The following is a 16,596-nucleotide window of genomic DNA, read 5'->3' on the forward strand; positions in this document are numbered from 1 at the left end:
GGGGAACAAAAAATGATTTTCTATTTGATTTGATTAAAAAGTAAAACTCTATAGCTAATATATGAGAGGGGTATCGGGGGTGGAATGTATTGGGGTTGGTTTTTGACCTGATTAGATAAGTTGTAACTTTGCCACCAGCAAAACGGACTAATAAGAATACGAGGAGGGTTTTTATGAAAAAGAAATTTGGTTTGTTTCCGTTACTATGTTTAGTCCTACTACTTACACTTTTTTTGAAACCTGTACCTGTGGCTGCTTGCTCATGTGTAATGAAGCCTTCAGTAGATAAAGGATATTCACGTTCGCAAGCAGTTTTCAGCGGAGAAGTTATCGGAATAAAGGACAATAACGGGCTGTTAGGCAGGCGTGGGAAAACGGTCCTATTTAATGTGAAAGAAACATGGAAGGGAATTAATGAAACGGAAGTTGCTATTGCGACAGGGAGTAGTGATGGAGATTGCGGCATAGCATTTGTCGTTGGCGAAGAATATTTGGTATATGCTAGGCTATCTGATATGTACGGGGATGAATCGCTTACGAGTATAATTTGCGATCCAACGACAGAGCTTGGAAATGCGGCTGAAGATATTGCTATTTTAGGCCAAGGCCAAGTTCCAACACAAGATGTGAAATCTGTTGATAATGGGAAATCAACCGTCTTAATTGGTGGTGGAGTTGTTTTTATAGCTGGATTGATTGCGATTTTTGGGTGGTACCGGGTTAAGAGAAATAAATAAGAAATAAAACCAATTGCCGAAACAGAATCAAAGTTTCGGCAATTGGCTTTATTTTTGGTTTTCTTATGGATTTATCCCGCATTAACGGGCAGTAAGACCCCCACTTCAAGTATTCAAGGACACAAGAAGAATAAGTGGGGGATCAACTGCCCGTAAAAGCCCGAATGGTTAAACTAACAATCAATGGGGGGAAGAACCCCCCCTCTGATTGAAGATTAACTTTATTAAGTGAATGCCATCATCCGGTCAAGTGGACCATCGGGTTTTATTATATCGGCTAGATCTAGAATTGGAATCGGGAAGTAGGGGAAGCCCCAATAGTATGGCGTGATTTCATAAAGCTGGAAATAAATAACGAGAGAAGTGTCAGCGATATAGAAATCCTGGTCACTACGGATTCCTTTGAATGGTTCAAGCAACTCAATATTCCAGTCTTTGATCCGCTGATTTATGATATCCGACAGTTTTTTCTCGTAGTTGCTACCCTTTTTGAATAAATCCTTCAACTCGTATTGTTTACCGGTTTTTGTATCAAAGGTCAGTGATTTAACGATAGTCATCCCGTGTGCACCGCCTGTAAACGAATAGACGATGAGATTCAAACTAAGGATACCGCGTTGATTGTTCTTTAACTCGAAGTTGGCAAGTAATTCCACGAGGTCTTTCTCGTAAAAACTTTGTTCGACTAGTATTTTGTTCAGAGTGGTTATGATGGCATGGTTAATAGTACTTTGCGCATTGGGATTTGGTAATTGGGTAACAACAGGGTAATATACTTTAACATCCTTTGAGGCGTGGGGCAGTCTTTTTGTTGCAATTGATACTGGTAAATCCACTGGATACGTCCTTCCCTTCTCAATAGAGTAGTACATCATATGTTCAATTGAGTTAGGAAAGTCGAAATAATGGCTTGTAAGAATAAAACAAAGCCTTTTTTAATTCGGAAGTTGTACCATACATATATTGAAATAATGAAGTTTATTGAATCCGCTGTGGCGATAGAAGGTCCCTTGAAAGTCGCCTTCGCTGTTTATTCATATATCCAACTTATATAGAAACTACGGGTGGGATCCTGGAGCTATAGAATGACACATAGCGTCGTTCCGTGTAGAATTAATGTAATGAGCAGCGATTGAGGAGGTTTCAATATGATGAAAAAACAAAAAGAGTACGAAAATAAATTGAAGAACTTTGATCCGGAGTCCAGTATGCCGGAAACAGAAAACCATTATTCAGACGAAAAGTTTTGGGGAAAAATGATGAAATACGGGAAACTGGCGGGGAAGACAACAGTCTATTATAGCTTGCTTCTTTTCTACGTTGCAAAAAGTCCTGAGGTTCCCAAATCGACAAAGATGATTATTGTCGGTGCACTCAGCTATCTGATTTTCCCGATCGATCTCATTCCAGATTTCATACCAGTAGTCGGACTGGTGGATGATGCCGGGGTCATAGCCGCAGCCGTATTTAAAGTGATTTCTTATATTGATGAAGATATAAAAAATAAAGCAAAAGTGAAAATGAATACACTACTTGGTTTTAAATTCAATGATGAAGAAATAGACAAACGATTATTATAATGGAAAGAGCTAACAAGGAAATGAAAAATTCCGAGTTAGCTCTTTTTGTTTGAATTTCTGCTGTTATTCATACACAATTCTTGGGGCCTTACGAATAATAATTTCCCAGTTTGTTCCGGTACCAATACGATAGGCATCTGCAAAAGATCCTTGATTGATAGCAATGCCGATATTGTCGAGGGAGTTCACATAAACGAGTGGCTCACCAATATGCAAGTCTGCAAACGATCGGCCGAACGTCATGATGTTGTTGTAGATTGTACGGCCATCTGTCGTTATAGAAACTTCTATTGAATCGCCATACTGTTCTACGATTTCCTTGAATTGTTCTCGGCTTATATTGGTCCAGAGATTGCCGAAGGGACGGTCGATAATATCTACTATTCCTGTAATTGTTTCATCTACAATGGTGGACAATTTCAATGGTAGTGCAATAATAGTTGATGGATTAACTGATGCACCAATTTCTTCAAATTGTATAATTCCAGCAGCAAGCCGCGCACCCGTGTAAGCAAATATATCGCGTCCGTGGAAGGTATGCGATTCACCTGAATTTGGAAGCCGGTTTTTTGATTCATCGATTTCCCGGATTTCCGTTATTTTGATGAATTGCAACACATGCGTTAATGTCCCGTTATCCGGCGTAATAATATAGTGATTATCCGCAGTCTTCGCAACAATCGCACGACGGTTCGATCCAACTCCTGGGTCGACAATTGATACGAAGACCGTTTCACTTGGCCAATAACCAATCGACTGTAATAACCGATAGGAAGCTTCCCAAATATTGTATTGAGGAATTTGATGTGTGATTTCAAAAATTGGGATTCCGCGTTGAACGGAGTTTGCTACGCCATGCATCGCACTCACTGCACCATCACTTTTGCCGAAATCGGATTGAAAAACTAATAAACCTGTTGTCATTACAAATCCACTCCTCATTCCTATAGTTTATGAAAGTGAGAAACAAAAAAATCCCGCTCAAATCAATCGTTAACCGATTGAAAAGGACGGAATTCATCACTTTACTTTTCTCTTCAATGCTCGTATGTATTATTGAATAATTTACACGATTATGAATCAAAAGTCAACAATGCTGCATGATAAGGTTCTATAAAAATGCCTGTCACTACTACGAATCAATAGTGTAGTGTGACTAGTATCTTCCTGTTATTTCCGAAATGTTGTCCGATTTTAAAGAAAATGAACAATCAGAGCAATTAGTAAGGGAAATATAGTTGTTTTGAATTGATTTGAATGACACCATTCTTCGCTTTTTGGGCTGTTTTATGTTAGAATTTAAGTTCATAACAGAAGAGGACGTGACGTTTAATTGATCACAATTACTATACCAAATCCGGATGTAACAATTGTACAACGTAAACAAGAAATGGGTGCCGATGTTGCGCCGATAAAACCAATTTATGGATTTATTGATTTACATGAAATTCCACGTGATAAAGGCGGCATCATTTTGTTTTATAATAACAAAGATGAATTGCTGTTTGCTGGGAAAGCACGTAAACTGCGCCAACGTGTTAAGAAGCATTTTGAAGACACGGTCTCTCCAATCAAAAATCATCGTAACGAAGTGCATGAAATTGCGATTATCGTTGTAGAAGACCCGATGGAACGCGAAATTTATGAAACGTATATCATTAATACACAACGTGCGAAATATAATCTTGATAAAGTATTTTTTGAGTGAACAACAGAGCTGACTGCCATGTGCAATCAGCTTTTATTTTTGACCATTTATGTTGAACAACACGAATGAAGTTCTTTATTTCAATAATACATAGGAAAAGGGTGGGAACATGGACAAGAGACTACAAAAGATTGTCGATGAAGCGCAAGAAAAGTTTGGTTTGGATGCTTACCGAATGGCAAGACATACGATTTATAAAGTACGAGATACTATGGGGGATGCTTACTATACGTTTACTATGGAGTGGTTTCCTAAAGAGTTAAACGAGCCAATCGAAGAAGGTTATAATCCCGAGGGAACAGCGATTGTTGAATATGAAATTCAAAAGCAACACTTTAGTAATGTGTCATTCGTACAAGGTGAATCATTTTCTACAAAAACGCACTTTCCGGATAAAGCCGCTGCTGAAGTCGCTGCATGGCTTGAAAAGGAAACTGGATTAGTGTACGAACAGGATTTCAAACTAACGCAAGCGAATGCAAATGGGTTTCAATTTACATCAGACATCGATGGTATCTATTTTTCTCCGAGCTGTATAATTGAAGTTGAATTTGATGATGTTGGCAAGCTGACTTCTTATCATTCGTACGGAACGATGCCTTCGCAAAATCTCGTTGAGCAGTCAAAATTCACGTTAACACTTGAAGAAATTGAACCAATCGTCAAAAAACAGCTTCAACTTATAAAGTTTCCATCTGAAACTGAAAAACGTTTTGTTCCCGTCTATGCAATGGAAGAAGTGTACGTAACGGTTGACGGGGCCCGAATCATCCCATTTATGGAACATGAGCGTTCAGAAGTTAAAATTGATGAAGTAATCGAATGGAATAAACCGTTAGAACAAAATATTGATCGTGAAGAAATCACAATTGTTTCCGAAGCAAACGTAGAAGAAGCATTCGGTAACGTCGACGCAGGTAAAAAACTGACGTTGTCGGCTGATCAAATTGAACGTAGTAAAAAAGTTGTTCGGGATGTCCTACGGGCTGAATATCCTGATGAATCAGGGAAGTGGAAGCTGTCCCAACTTCGTTGTCAAGAGAACTTTATCGAAGCGCATTGTGAAATAAATGAAGAAAACCCAATGATTTTTAATCGAAAAGTAGTTGTTTTCATGAATCCGGAAACGATGAAGGTGCTAAATTATCTTGATAATGGCTCGATGTTTGAGATTTTTGAAGCCTTTCTCCCTGCCGCAAACGCGGTCGTAACACCTGAAGAAGCATTTGAGAAAATGATACCCTATATTACGCTTGATCCGACTTATGTATATGATGAGTTCGTAGGTAAGTATATTCTTTGCGGCTTGTTGGATGCGGCGGAATGTGTTGATGCGGTGACAGGGGAAATTGTCGATTTAGGAGATATATAGGTTCAGTTAATTAATTCTATATGTTGAACAAATGAATATGGCGTATGCGCTTTACAAGGGCTTTTGGGAGGTCACTGAAAAAGCATTAGTACTTGGAATGGTTTAGGATTCCCACTAATACCGCTTCGACGCTTTGTGGATGCCTCCCGCGATAAGCCAGAAAGAAGACCACATGGGAGGGATTGAACTGCATCCCTCCTTAGTCTTATCGCTCCGGCTACCACGAAGACGCGCCTTCGCTAGATGGTCTATGTGAGAAAGAGCTTTTCATTATCTGTGATGCAATTTGCAAGTTGGAGCACGTCTTTCTTGAATATAAGTAGTATCAACTAGTAATCACCTTATAATCTCAGCATATACATCTCGAATTACATTTCTCTCGATAATGAACACCCTAGTGCACGCGCGGCAAAGGGGTCGCCAAAGCGCCAAGCGCTCTACAATCCACACCCCGAATTAAGAGAAAACTGAAAAAGTTCTTTTTTATAGTAAGAACTAGTTGATTGTAGTGAAGAGCGGCGACTCCAGCGGGAACAGCGCGAGCTGAAGACCCCGCAGGAAGTGCCGTTACGCAGAACGGCTTTTGCGAGCAAAAGCGTTAGAGTTGGGAGCACGGGGCAAGAATGCCTTAATTTCTGCCAAGAACGCAGAAATACGGCCAATCGAACCCTTTGCTGTTCGATTGGCTGAAGCCGTGCCCGCGGAAAGCGTCCGCTCGGAACGGAAATCAACCGGATTGAAGGAAATCGTACTTTTTCAGTGGCCTCCGAATTAAAACGCTCTCCTTATTGAGCGCCACGGAAGATTCAATGGGATTCTTTAATTCAACATATATAGTATGTAAATGGGGATTGAATATACGTTTCCTATTTATGTAATAGTAATGATAAGTGATGAAAAATGAAAAGAGTATCCAATTATTGTTTACGCATTCTTGAAGTCGGTATACTTAATGCCTCTCTGAAACAATAGAAATTAGATATGAATAAATAATTGGAATATTTAAAAGTTTGTGTTATAGTCAAGGGGATATTTCGATAATTGAATATGTGTAAAAATAGGTGCGGATTAATACTGACGTATTGGTCTGCTTAAAAGGGAAGTTCGGTGAGAATCCGACGCTGTCCCGCAACTGTAAATGGGAGCGATTTCGTTTAAACCACTGCTTTTTATAAAAAAGTGGGAAGGTACGAATAGCAATGATCATTAGCCAGGAGACCTGCCTCTTTTTATAACACATGTTGACCTACGAGGATAGGGGGTGTTAAGGACGCGCGGATGAGCTATGCCTATTTTTAACAGGCAGCTTTCTTTTAGTTGGGATTCTAGCGCTCTTTAACAACTTCTCTTATGAAGTTGTTTTTTTTATGGTCAGAAATAAGGGGAAGCGCTGCGAACAGATACAAATAGGATAATTTTTGGTGAAGTGAAAGCGTTTACAAATCTCAGAGTCATAACCATTCAGATTGGGGGAAAATAGTTTGACGAATACACTTACATTTTTACCAGGACTTGAAGGCGTGATCGCCACTGAAACATCCATTTCGCTGCTCGATACGGAATTGGGTCAGATTATTATCAAAGGATACGATTTAATCGAGCTTTCAAAAACAAAAGGGTATCTTGATATTGTCCACTTGCTAATGGAAAATACCTTGCCGTCTGATACTGAAAAAGCAGATGTGGCAGATAAATTGAAAAAAGAGCATGGTGTGCCAGAAGGTGTCACAAAGATTTTGCAAGCATTGCCTAAAGAGACACATCCAATGGACGCATTGCGAACTGGGATATCTGCTTTAGCGGGCTATGATAAGGAAATTGATCAGCACACTCTAGCTATCAATAAAAAAAGAGCTTACGAGTTACTTGGCAAAATTCCAGAAATAATTGCGAACAGCTTTCACATTTTACAGGAAGAGGAACAAATTCACCCGTTGAAAGAATTGTCATACAGTGCTAATTTCCTTTATATGATTACGGGGAGGAAACCGACAGAGTTGGAAGAATCTATTTTTGACCAGTCGCTACTACTTTATAGCGAGCACGAAATGCCAAATTCCACCTTCACCGCAAGGGTAATTGCCTCGACGTTTTCGGATTTATATGGTGCATTGACTGGAGCGGTTGCTTCTTTAAAGGGCTATTTACATGGAGGAGCGAATGAAGCAGTCATGAATATGCTTTTAGAGGCTGGTTCTGTTGACGCATTTGAATTGTTATTAGAAAAGCGTTTACGTGATAAAGAGAAAATTATGGGGTTTGGTCATCGAGTCTATATGAAAAAGATGGATCCAAGGGCCTTGGTAATGAAGGATGCTTTAAAGGAGTTATGTGCGCTAAAGGGTGACGATCTCCTTTACCGAATGTGTGAGGCGGGAGAAACCATAATGGAGAGAGAGAAAGGACTTTATCCAAATCTAGATTATTACGCGGCACCGGTATATTGGATGCTGGGCATTCCAATCCCATTATACACACCAATCTTTTTTGGTTCGAGAACAGTAGGATTGTGTGCGCATGTTATTGAACAACATGAAAATAATCGTTTATACCGTCCAAGGGTTCATTATATAGGCGAACGACACAGCAATCATTCAACTGGGGAGTTGTAACTGGCCGTTCACCACAACAGCGATACACTAGGCATCACTTAGTACTATTCTAAACAAATTGAAAGCGGAAAGGAAGAGTTAGATGTTGAAATTGAAAGAACAAATGACAATGGACACACTGATAGAGGAAATTACGGACTATGTTTTAAATAAAGAAATTACAAGCGAGGAAGCATATAAGACAGCACATAATGTGTTAATAGATACAATCGGGTGTGGAATATTGGCATTAAGCTATCCGGAGTGTACGAAATTACTAGGACCTGTAGTACCGGGTACTATTGTTCCAAATGGCAGTCGTGTACCTGGTACATCGTATGTACTGGACCCGGTCCAAGGCGCATTTAATATTGGCTGCATGATACGATGGCTCGATTATAATGACACATGGTTAGCTGCTGAGTGGGGTCATCCGTCCGATAATTTAGGTGGCATTTTAGCTACAGCAGATTATCTAAGCCGTTTACGTCTTTCGGAAGGAAAAAAACCACTTGTTGTACGTGATGTATTGGAAATGATGATTAAAGCACATGAAATCCAAGGCGTACTGGCATTAGATAATAGTTTGAACCGTGTTGGACTTGACCATGTTCATTTCGTCAAAATTGCTACAACTGCGGTCGTCACCAAAATGCTTGGCGGGGGACGTACAGAAATAAATAATGCGTTGACAAATGCCTGGATTGATGGCGCAAGCCTTAGAACGTATCGTCATGCACCTAATACCGGTTCACGAAAATCGTGGGCAGCAGGAGATGCAACGAGTAGGGGTGTACGACTGGCGATGATGGCAATGACAGGCGAAATGGGTTACCCGACAGCGCTATCCGCTCCGGAGTGGGGATTCCAAGATGTTTTATACAATCAAAAGGAATTAACACTGGCACGTCCTTTAGACTCTTATGTGATGGAGAATATACTGTTTAAAGTATCGTATCCAGCCGAGTTCCATGCGCAAACAGCGGCGGAATGTGCCATTATCCTGCATCAGGAGATAAAGGAGCGACTTGATGATATTGAAAAAATTACAATCACGACACATGAATCTGCTATTCGGATTATCGATAAAGTAGGTCCGCTTAACAATCCCGCTGACCGTGACCATTGCATCCAATACATTACGGCACTTGGTTTACTATATGGCGATGTTGTTGCAGATCATTATGAAGATGACGTGGCAAATGACTCACGAATCGATCAATTAAGAAATAAAATGATTGTCGTAGAGGACGAGCAGTATAGTAAAGATTATCTCGATCCGAGCAAGCGCTCGATCGCCAATGCTGTTCAAGTTACATTTAAAGACGGTTCCACAACAGAGAAAGTTGTAAGTGAGTATCCGCTTGGTCATCGCTTTAGAAGAGAGGAAGCTATTCCTCAAATACGCGAGAAATTTTCGGCTACATTGATGACTCATTACCCTGAAAAGAAGCGAACAGAAATAGAAGTGGCGTGCGAAAGCCAAAGTAAGTTAGAACAGATGAACGTCAAAGAATTTGTCGACTTATTTTTGCTTTAAGAGAGGAGGGAAATGACAATGGCGTGGATTGTTGATCAACAATCATCACAAGAGACATTAGCTAAGAAATTCCATTCAATCATGCATGCATCAGGAATCGTTCAAATCCCTGGTGCGCATGATGCGATGGCAGGGCTTATTGCACGAGATGCCGGATTTTCTGCACTCTATTTATCGGGGGCCGCCTATACGGCTAGTCGTGGTTTACCAGACTTAGGGATTGTGACGTCAACTGAAGTTGCGGAGCGAGCAAGGGATATAGTGCGTGCTACCGATTTACCGCTGCTTGTTGATATAGATACAGGTTTTGGTGGTGTATTGAATGTAGCAAGGACAGCCCGTGAAATGGTAGAAGCGAATGTCGCAGCAGTACAATTAGAGGACCAACAGTTACCTAAGAAATGTGGCCATTTGAATGGAAAGAACTTGGTTTCTACTGAAGAAATGGTGCAGAAAATAGTAGTGTTGAAACAGGTTGCACCGACACTTCTTATTGTTGCGAGAACAGATGCGCGCGCAGTGGAAGGTTTAGAGCAAGCGATTGATAGAGCGAAGGCATATGTGGAAGCGGGTGCGGATGCTATTTTCCCGGAAGCTCTTCAATCAGAAGAGGAATTCAGACTGTTTGCCAAAGAGATTTCGGTTCCTTTGCTTGCAAACATGACTGAGTTTGGAAAAACACCCTATTATAGCGCCGATGAATTTGCTGAAATGGGTTTCCAAATGGTAATTTACCCAGTCACATCATTAAGAGTTGCTGCCAAAGCCTATGAACGTGTTTTTGAGAAAATCATCAATGAGGGCTCACAAGAACAAGCACTTTCTGATATGCAAACGAGAAGTGAATTATACGTTACTATTTCTTATGATGAATTTGAAGCATTGGACGAGTCAATAGCGAAGACCGTATTAACAAAAGAGCAGTAATACTGAATAGCGGCGATGATTCGTTCTTTAAGGCATGGAGGTAAGGCCTGCTGGAGAATGGATCATCGCCTTTTCACATTATCAAAAGGTGGATGATGAGAAATGGTAAAAGAAGATTATTATAGGGTTAAAGAATGGATGAGCGAATATCCGCAAGTGTTGACAAAGGACCTTGAAATCGGAGAAACATTACGTTTGCTCTCCGAAGGACATTGTTCGGAACTGCCAGTTGTGGATCATGAACGACTAATCGGAGTCGTCACAATAGGGGATTGCCTTGCTACTATTAAGAGTGGAATAGGTTGGAATGAACCGATTAACTCTATTATTAGTGCAGTCTTCCAATCGGTGAATGAAGATTTCTCCGTGAAGCAATTGGATGGATGTCCAACCTATGTCGTATGTGAGAAGACAGGCATGCTCCAAGGAGTAATCACACAAATAGAACTGCTGAAGATTAATCAAGCCCTTTTTCAACGACTTGAAAAATCAAAGGAGACAATCGAGTGGTATACACTATGTTTTGATACGGCTTATGAAGGATTGACGATTGTAGATGAAGCTGGTGTGATTCAATTGTTTAATGAAAACTATAGCCGCTATGTTGGCGTGACTAAGGAGGAGGCTATTGGCCTTCCAGTAGAAAATGTTATTGAGAATACAAGGATACCAATTGTCCTTAGAACGGGTATCCCTGAGCGTAATCAAATCCATTGGCTGCAGGGGCAAAAAATGGTTGTTCACCGAATGCCGATTTGGAAAAATGGTCGTATTATTGGGGCCGTCGGTATGCTTATTTATGAAGGCGTTTCTGAAGTCCAGCAAATTATCACTCAAATAGATTTGTTAGAGCAACGAAAAGGGAGTGAAACGTCGATTGAGGTGAGCAAAGTTGCTGCACAGAAACGGTTCACTTTTGAAGATATTCTCGGAGAGAGTCCCGCCATATCTAATACAAAGAAGCTTGCAAGAAAGGCAGCACAGTCTAAGGCTCCCGTTTTGATCACTGGGGAAAGTGGTGTTGGAAAAGAGCAATTTGCAAGGGCGATACATGATACGGGTAAGATGAGCAGTGGACGTTTTATCAGTGTTAATTGTGCAGCAATTCCCGAGAACTTAATCGAATCAGAGTTATTTGGCTATATGGAAGGTGCGTTTACAGGTGCGAAAAAAGGAGGGAAACCCGGAAAATTTGAGCTTGCTCACATGGGAACAATTTTCTTGGATGAAATTGGTGACATGCCCCTTGCGACACAGGTGAAAATTCTTAGGGTGATTCAGGAAAAAGAGGTGGAACGGATTGGTGGAACTGAACCGATTCAGGTCCAGTTCCGGATTATTACAGCTACAAATAAAAATCTTGAAAAAATGGTGAGGGAAGGCGAGTTTAGAGAAGATTTATATTATCGGCTTCACGTGATCCCCTTGAATATTCCTCCACTTAGGGAGCGGAAAAGCGATATCCCACTGATTATTTCCGCACAGCTACCCACTCTTTGTCAAATGTACGATAGTGAGGGGAAAACGATTGATAAGGAAGTCATGCAACTATTCTTTCGATATCATTGGCCAGGGAATGTACGCGAGTTAATTAATGTATTGGAAAGATTATTTGCATTGACAAGCGAATCCCATATTAAAATGAGTGATTTGCCAAACGAATTTTTTCGAATAGAAAAGAAACAAGAATATATGACTATTTCCTCGTCGTTAAGCGAAAGAAATGAAGTAAGACAACTTGTGCATGAGGAAGAAGAGAAGAATATCATTGAAAAAGTATTAAGAGAAGTAAGCGGGAACAAGTCGGAAGCGGCTAAACGTCTCGGCATTACAAGAGCAACTCTTTATAATAAACTATCTCGTTATCAGTTATAAATGCATACTGCTAAATAGAAGCGTCAATTTGTCTAGTCACTTAGACAGTTGGCGCTTTCCATAGCTTAGAAACATCTGTGTTCCGTCCGAGATTTTATTGGCATGCAACTTGCAATATATAACATTGAATGGAGGGAATGAGAAATGGAGCAGATACAACACTTAATCTCAGATACTAATTTAACAAATAGTAGTATGACTTATTCCTATTTTACACCCGAAGATTTTACAGACGACTATGAAATGATTGCTAAAACAACCAAACAATTTCTGAAACTGGACGTGAAGCCTCAACTTGAAAAAGGTTTGTCGATAGAAAATCAAGATGTTCGTGTACTTTTTGAAAAAGCTGGGGATATTGGTCTTCTTGGTATTGAAGTCCCGGAAGCCTATGGTGGTTTTGAGTTAGGGAAAATGGTTGCAGGTCTCGTTGCAGAGATAATGGGTGCGGCCGGCTCATTTAGCGTTTCGTTTAATATTCATGTTGGTGTTGGTACATTGCCATATGTCTATTTTGGTACAGCAGCCCAAAAGGAAAAGTACTTACCGAAATTGACAAGTGGGGAATGGATTGGTGCTTACGCCTTGACAGAGTCGAATGCAGGGTCGGATGCTTTGAATTCGAAAACAACTGCCGTCTTGAACAAAGGAGGGACGGATTGGATATTGAATGGTGAAAAGCAATGGATAACGAATGCCCATCTCGCTGATTGTTACGTAGTGTTTGGAAAAATAGCCGAAGGTATGACTGCATTTATCGTAGAGCGAACATTTGAAGGAGTGTCAGTTGGACCTGAGGAAAAAAAGATGGGGATTAACGGTTCTTCTACTGCTACTCTTATTTTGGAAGACGTCAAAATACCTGTTGGAAACGTCCTGGGGGAAATTGGGAAAGGGCATCATATTGCTTTGAATATTTTAAATATGGCTCGTTTGAAACTTGCATTTGCCAATATCGGAACGGCAAAGCATGCATTACATCTATCAGTAGCTTATGCGAAAGAGCGAAAGCAATTCAGCAAAGCATTGATTGGCTTCACGATGATCCAAGAAAAGGTAGCCAATATGGCAGTACGAATCTTCGGTGCAGAAAGTGCGGCATACCGAACAGCGGGGGAAATGGATGAAGCGCTTCAATCTGTTGATTCGGAAGAGGAGTTAGTAAGAATTGTCGCTGACTTCATGATTGATTGTGCAATAAATAAAGTGAATAGTTCAGAAGCCCTTGATTATATTGTTGACGAGGCAGTGCAAATCCACGGGGGATATGGTTATATGCAGGAATATGAAGTAGAAAATTTATATCGCGATGCACGAATCAATCGGATTTTCGAAGGGACGAATGAAATTAATCGTCTTGCAATTGCTAAAGGTGTACTGAAAAAAATCGAAAAGGGGCAACTATGGTCTGCAAAAAACGAAGTGGACAATCGGACGCATGCTTTGACGCGGCATTACGGCTACTTAGTAAAGGCAAAACAACTTATCGGAATTGTCGTGAAAGCGCTTGCTGGACCTTTAGGGAAATCAATTGAAGAGGAACAAGAGTATTTAGGATTACTAGCCAGTATGAATGAAAGGCTATTCATCATGGAATCTGCTTTGCTAAGGACTGAGAAGGCACTAATTAAAAATGGGGAATCCGAGGAAAAAAGGAAGATGCTAATGTCCGATGTCATTTGTGAAGAGGGGTATCGAAGTATTCAAACAGCAGCTATTTCGTTTGTATCAAGTGCTCTACCCGATGAGGAAAGTCGTGGGCTTATGCTGATGGAAATTCAAGCAATCTCAGCTCCGCTTTACAGTAATATGTTTATCAAGAAGAGAGAAATTGTTCAAGGAATAATAGAAAGCGCTCGATATAACGTCTAAAATATGGGGGGACTCGATGATGAAAATTGGCATGATCGGCTTAGGGAATATGGGAATGCCCATGGCGAAAAACTTACTGGAATCTGGATTCACTGTTTATGGAAATGACCGAAGTGAATTAGCTGAAACTGTATTTCAGCAAGCGGGCGGAATAATTGGTCTTTCTGCAATACAAATGGCAGGATGTTGCGCTATTATTTTGACGAGTTTACCATCAACAGCCGCGGTGGAATCAGTTTATTTAGGAGAAGCAGGGTTGATTCACCAAAGCGATGAAAATATTCTTTTGATTGATACGAGCACTGTTTCGCCGGAAGTGAATCGCCGCATAAGCGAGGAAGCACAAGCGAAAGGAGTTGCTTATTTAGCCGCACCAGTCAGTGGGGGTGTGATAGGTGCGGAAAATCGGACATTGACATTTATGGTTGGTGGCCGAGCGGTGGACTATGAGCGTTCATTACCAATTATTTCAGTACTAGGCGAAAATTTGTTTCATGTGAATGAGCGAATTGACAGTGGTACAATTGCAAAATTGATAAATAATCTGCTCATCGGTTTCTATACCGCAGGGGTGAGTGAAGCGTTGGCATTAGCAAATGAAAATAACATGGACATGAACAAGCTTTTTGATATGTTAAATGTTAGCTATGGACAGAGTCGAATATATGAACGGAACTTCAAATCATTTATCGAAAATGAGGAGTATGAACCGGGATTTGCGCTGAAGTTATTACGAAAAGATATGGGATTCGCATTGCAATTGGCAGAGAGTAATCAGTTGCATCTCCCAATCAGCCAAGCCCTTTTTGCAGTTTATGAAGAAGCGGAACATGCGGGATTAGCGGAAGAGGATATGTCAGCTTTGTATAAAAGAATTGGACATCAAAAAATAGCATTTACAATAGGGGGATTGAAATAAATGACTACAACAACTATAAAGCAAATGAAAAATTGGATTAACGGTGAATGGGTGGACTCATCTGGTACTGAAACGGAAACAGTTTCTAATCCAGCAACAGGTGAAACAATTGCTTATGTACCACTATCTACAAAGAAAGACGTCGATGCTGCAGTGGAAGTGGCAAAACAAGCTTTTCTATCGTGGGCCGATATACCAGTTCCGAACCGTACGCGTCTTCTGTTTACTTACTTGCAAAAGTTGGAGGAACATAAAGAGGAGTTAGCACAGATTATTACGATGGAAAGCGGAAAAACATTGACAGATGCAAGAGGGGAAGTGCAAAGAGGGATTGAGGTAGTGGAACTTGCTACGTCAGCGCCTAGCATGATGATGGGAGAAGCTCTACCAAATATGGCTACCGGTATTGACGGATCTGTCTGGCGCTACCCGATTGGAGTTGTCGCAGGGATCACTCCATTTAATTTCCCGATGATGGTGCCCCTCTGGATGTTTCCACTCGCAATTGCTTGCGGGAATACATTTGTCCTTAAAGCATCTGAAAGAACGCCCGTTTTAGCGGGACATCTTGTTGAATTATTTCACGAATCCGGTTTCCCGAAAGGTGTCTTAAGTTTGGTGCATGGGGGAAAAGAAGTGGTGAACGGTTTACTGGAGCACCCAGATGTCAAAGCAATTTCTTTCGTTGGATCAGAACCGGTTGCAAAACATGTGTATGAAACGGGTACGAAATACGGTAAACGTGTTCAGGCGCTTGCTGGTGCAAAGAATCATGCGGTCGTCATGGCGGACTGTCATCTCGAAAAAACAGTTCAAGGAGTTATTGGTGCAGCGTTTGGCAGTAGCGGTGAGCGTTGTATGGCTTGTTCGGTCGTTGCAGTTGTTGATGAAGTTGCAGATGATTTTATGGAGCTACTTGTTGCAAAAACGCGTGAATTATCAGTAGGAGATGGACGTTATAAAGAGAACTTTGTTGGCCCCCTTATTCGCAAATCGCATAAAGAACGTGTGCTTAGTTATATAGAGAGTGGTATAGCTGATGGGGCTTCGCTGATTGTCGATGGTCGAGAAATAGATAGTCAACTGGCAGAAGGAAATTATCTCGGAGCGACTATTTTTGATAACGTGAACAACGAAATGAAAATTTGGCAGGAAGAACTCTTTGCTCCAGTGTTAAGCATTGTGCGTGTGAAGGATTTAGAAGAGGGAATTGCGCTGACAAATCAATCGAAGTTTGCCAATGGAGCGGTCATTTATACGGGAAGTGGTAAAAGCGCTCAAACGTTTCGTGAAAAAATTGATGCGGGTATGATTGGAGTAAATGTGAATGTACCTGCACCAATGGCATTCTTCTCTTTTGCCGGGAACAAATCTTCGTTCTACGGAGATCTCGGCACAAATGGGAAAGACGGGGTACAGTTTTATACGCGTAAAAAAGTTGTAACGGAGCGCTGGTTCTAAGAAAAGAATTGAAA

The 16,596-nt window shown here is 40.8% G+C and carries 13 protein-coding genes and 1 riboswitch; of the genes, 11 read left to right on the forward strand and 2 right to left on the reverse strand.

Features of this window, described 5'->3' with window-relative positions:
• Nucleotides 1–173: 173 nt before the first annotated feature.
• A complete protein-coding gene (locus ACP8HG_RS01970) occupies nt 174–737 on the forward strand; it encodes a hypothetical protein (protein WP_067207375.1) in 564 nt (187 codons plus the stop codon).
• 224 nt (nt 738–961) lie between these two features.
• Here the strand turns inward: ACP8HG_RS01970 and ACP8HG_RS01975 are convergent, their stop codons facing one another.
• Entirely contained in the window at nt 962–1,573 is a 612-nt protein-coding gene (locus ACP8HG_RS01975; RefSeq protein WP_067207378.1) for a DUF3298 and DUF4163 domain-containing protein, read from the reverse strand.
• A gap of 312 nt (nt 1,574–1,885) precedes the next feature.
• Between ACP8HG_RS01975 and ACP8HG_RS01980 the strand changes: the two genes are divergently transcribed.
• The gene (locus ACP8HG_RS01980; protein WP_231885788.1) at nt 1,886–2,317 is read left to right on the forward strand and encodes a YkvA family protein; all 432 of its coding nucleotides are present in this window, start codon (nt 1,886–1,888) and stop codon (nt 2,315–2,317) included.
• Nucleotides 2,318–2,380: 63 nt separating this feature from the next.
• On the opposite strand, the gene ACP8HG_RS01985 is transcribed toward ACP8HG_RS01980, so the two are convergent.
• A complete protein-coding gene (locus ACP8HG_RS01985; RefSeq protein ID WP_067207381.1) occupies nt 2,381–3,241 on the reverse strand; it encodes an SAM hydrolase/SAM-dependent halogenase family protein in 861 nt (286 codons plus the stop codon).
• A gap of 409 nt (nt 3,242–3,650) precedes the next feature.
• Between ACP8HG_RS01985 and ACP8HG_RS01990 the strand changes: the two genes are divergently transcribed.
• The 9 genes from ACP8HG_RS01990 to ACP8HG_RS02030 all read left to right on the forward strand — a co-directional run bounded on the left by ACP8HG_RS01990 (nt 3,651) and on the right by ACP8HG_RS02030 (nt 16,582).
• Entirely contained in the window at nt 3,651–4,025 is a 375-nt protein-coding gene (locus tag ACP8HG_RS01990) for a nucleotide excision repair endonuclease (protein WP_067207386.1), read from the forward strand.
• 109 nt (nt 4,026–4,134) lie between these two features.
• Nucleotides 4,135–5,397: a hypothetical protein gene (locus tag ACP8HG_RS01995; protein WP_438298123.1), complete on the forward strand. Its 1,263-nt coding sequence runs from the start codon at nt 4,135–4,137 to the stop codon at nt 5,395–5,397.
• 1,042 nt (nt 5,398–6,439) lie between these two features.
• Nucleotides 6,440–6,638: riboswitch (cobalamin riboswitch) on the forward strand.
• A gap of 240 nt (nt 6,639–6,878) precedes the next feature.
• Entirely contained in the window at nt 6,879–8,009 is a 1,131-nt protein-coding gene (mmgD, locus tag ACP8HG_RS02000) for a citrate synthase (protein ID WP_338652989.1), read from the forward strand.
• 82 nt (nt 8,010–8,091) lie between these two features.
• Nucleotides 8,092–9,528: a bifunctional 2-methylcitrate dehydratase/aconitate hydratase gene (locus ACP8HG_RS02005; RefSeq protein WP_067207396.1), complete on the forward strand. Its 1,437-nt coding sequence runs from the start codon at nt 8,092–8,094 to the stop codon at nt 9,526–9,528.
• Between the two features lie 18 nt (nt 9,529–9,546).
• Nucleotides 9,547–10,455, forward strand: a complete 909-nt coding sequence (prpB, locus tag ACP8HG_RS02010; RefSeq protein ID WP_067207398.1) for a methylisocitrate lyase — start codon at nt 9,547–9,549, stop codon at nt 10,453–10,455.
• Nucleotides 10,456–10,557: 102 nt separating this feature from the next.
• Nucleotides 10,558–12,330, forward strand: a complete 1,773-nt coding sequence (locus ACP8HG_RS02015) for a sigma 54-interacting transcriptional regulator (protein WP_067207400.1) — start codon at nt 10,558–10,560, stop codon at nt 12,328–12,330.
• 144 nt (nt 12,331–12,474) lie between these two features.
• Entirely contained in the window at nt 12,475–14,202 is a 1,728-nt protein-coding gene (locus ACP8HG_RS02020) for an acyl-CoA dehydrogenase family protein (RefSeq protein ID WP_067207403.1), read from the forward strand.
• Between the two features lie 16 nt (nt 14,203–14,218).
• Nucleotides 14,219–15,121 carry an NAD(P)-dependent oxidoreductase gene (locus tag ACP8HG_RS02025; protein ID WP_067207404.1) on the forward strand — a complete coding sequence of 301 codons (903 nt, stop codon included), beginning with the start codon at nt 14,219–14,221 and terminating at the stop codon, nt 15,119–15,121.
• Nucleotides 15,122–16,582, forward strand: a complete 1,461-nt coding sequence (locus tag ACP8HG_RS02030; RefSeq protein WP_067207407.1) for a CoA-acylating methylmalonate-semialdehyde dehydrogenase — start codon at nt 15,122–15,124, stop codon at nt 16,580–16,582.
• Nucleotides 16,583–16,596: the final 14 nt, after the last annotated feature.

Source organism: Sporosarcina sp. FA15, from assembly GCF_051550195.1.
In the GTDB taxonomy this organism is placed as follows: domain Bacteria; phylum Bacillota; class Bacilli; order Bacillales_A; family Planococcaceae; genus Sporosarcina; species Sporosarcina psychrophila.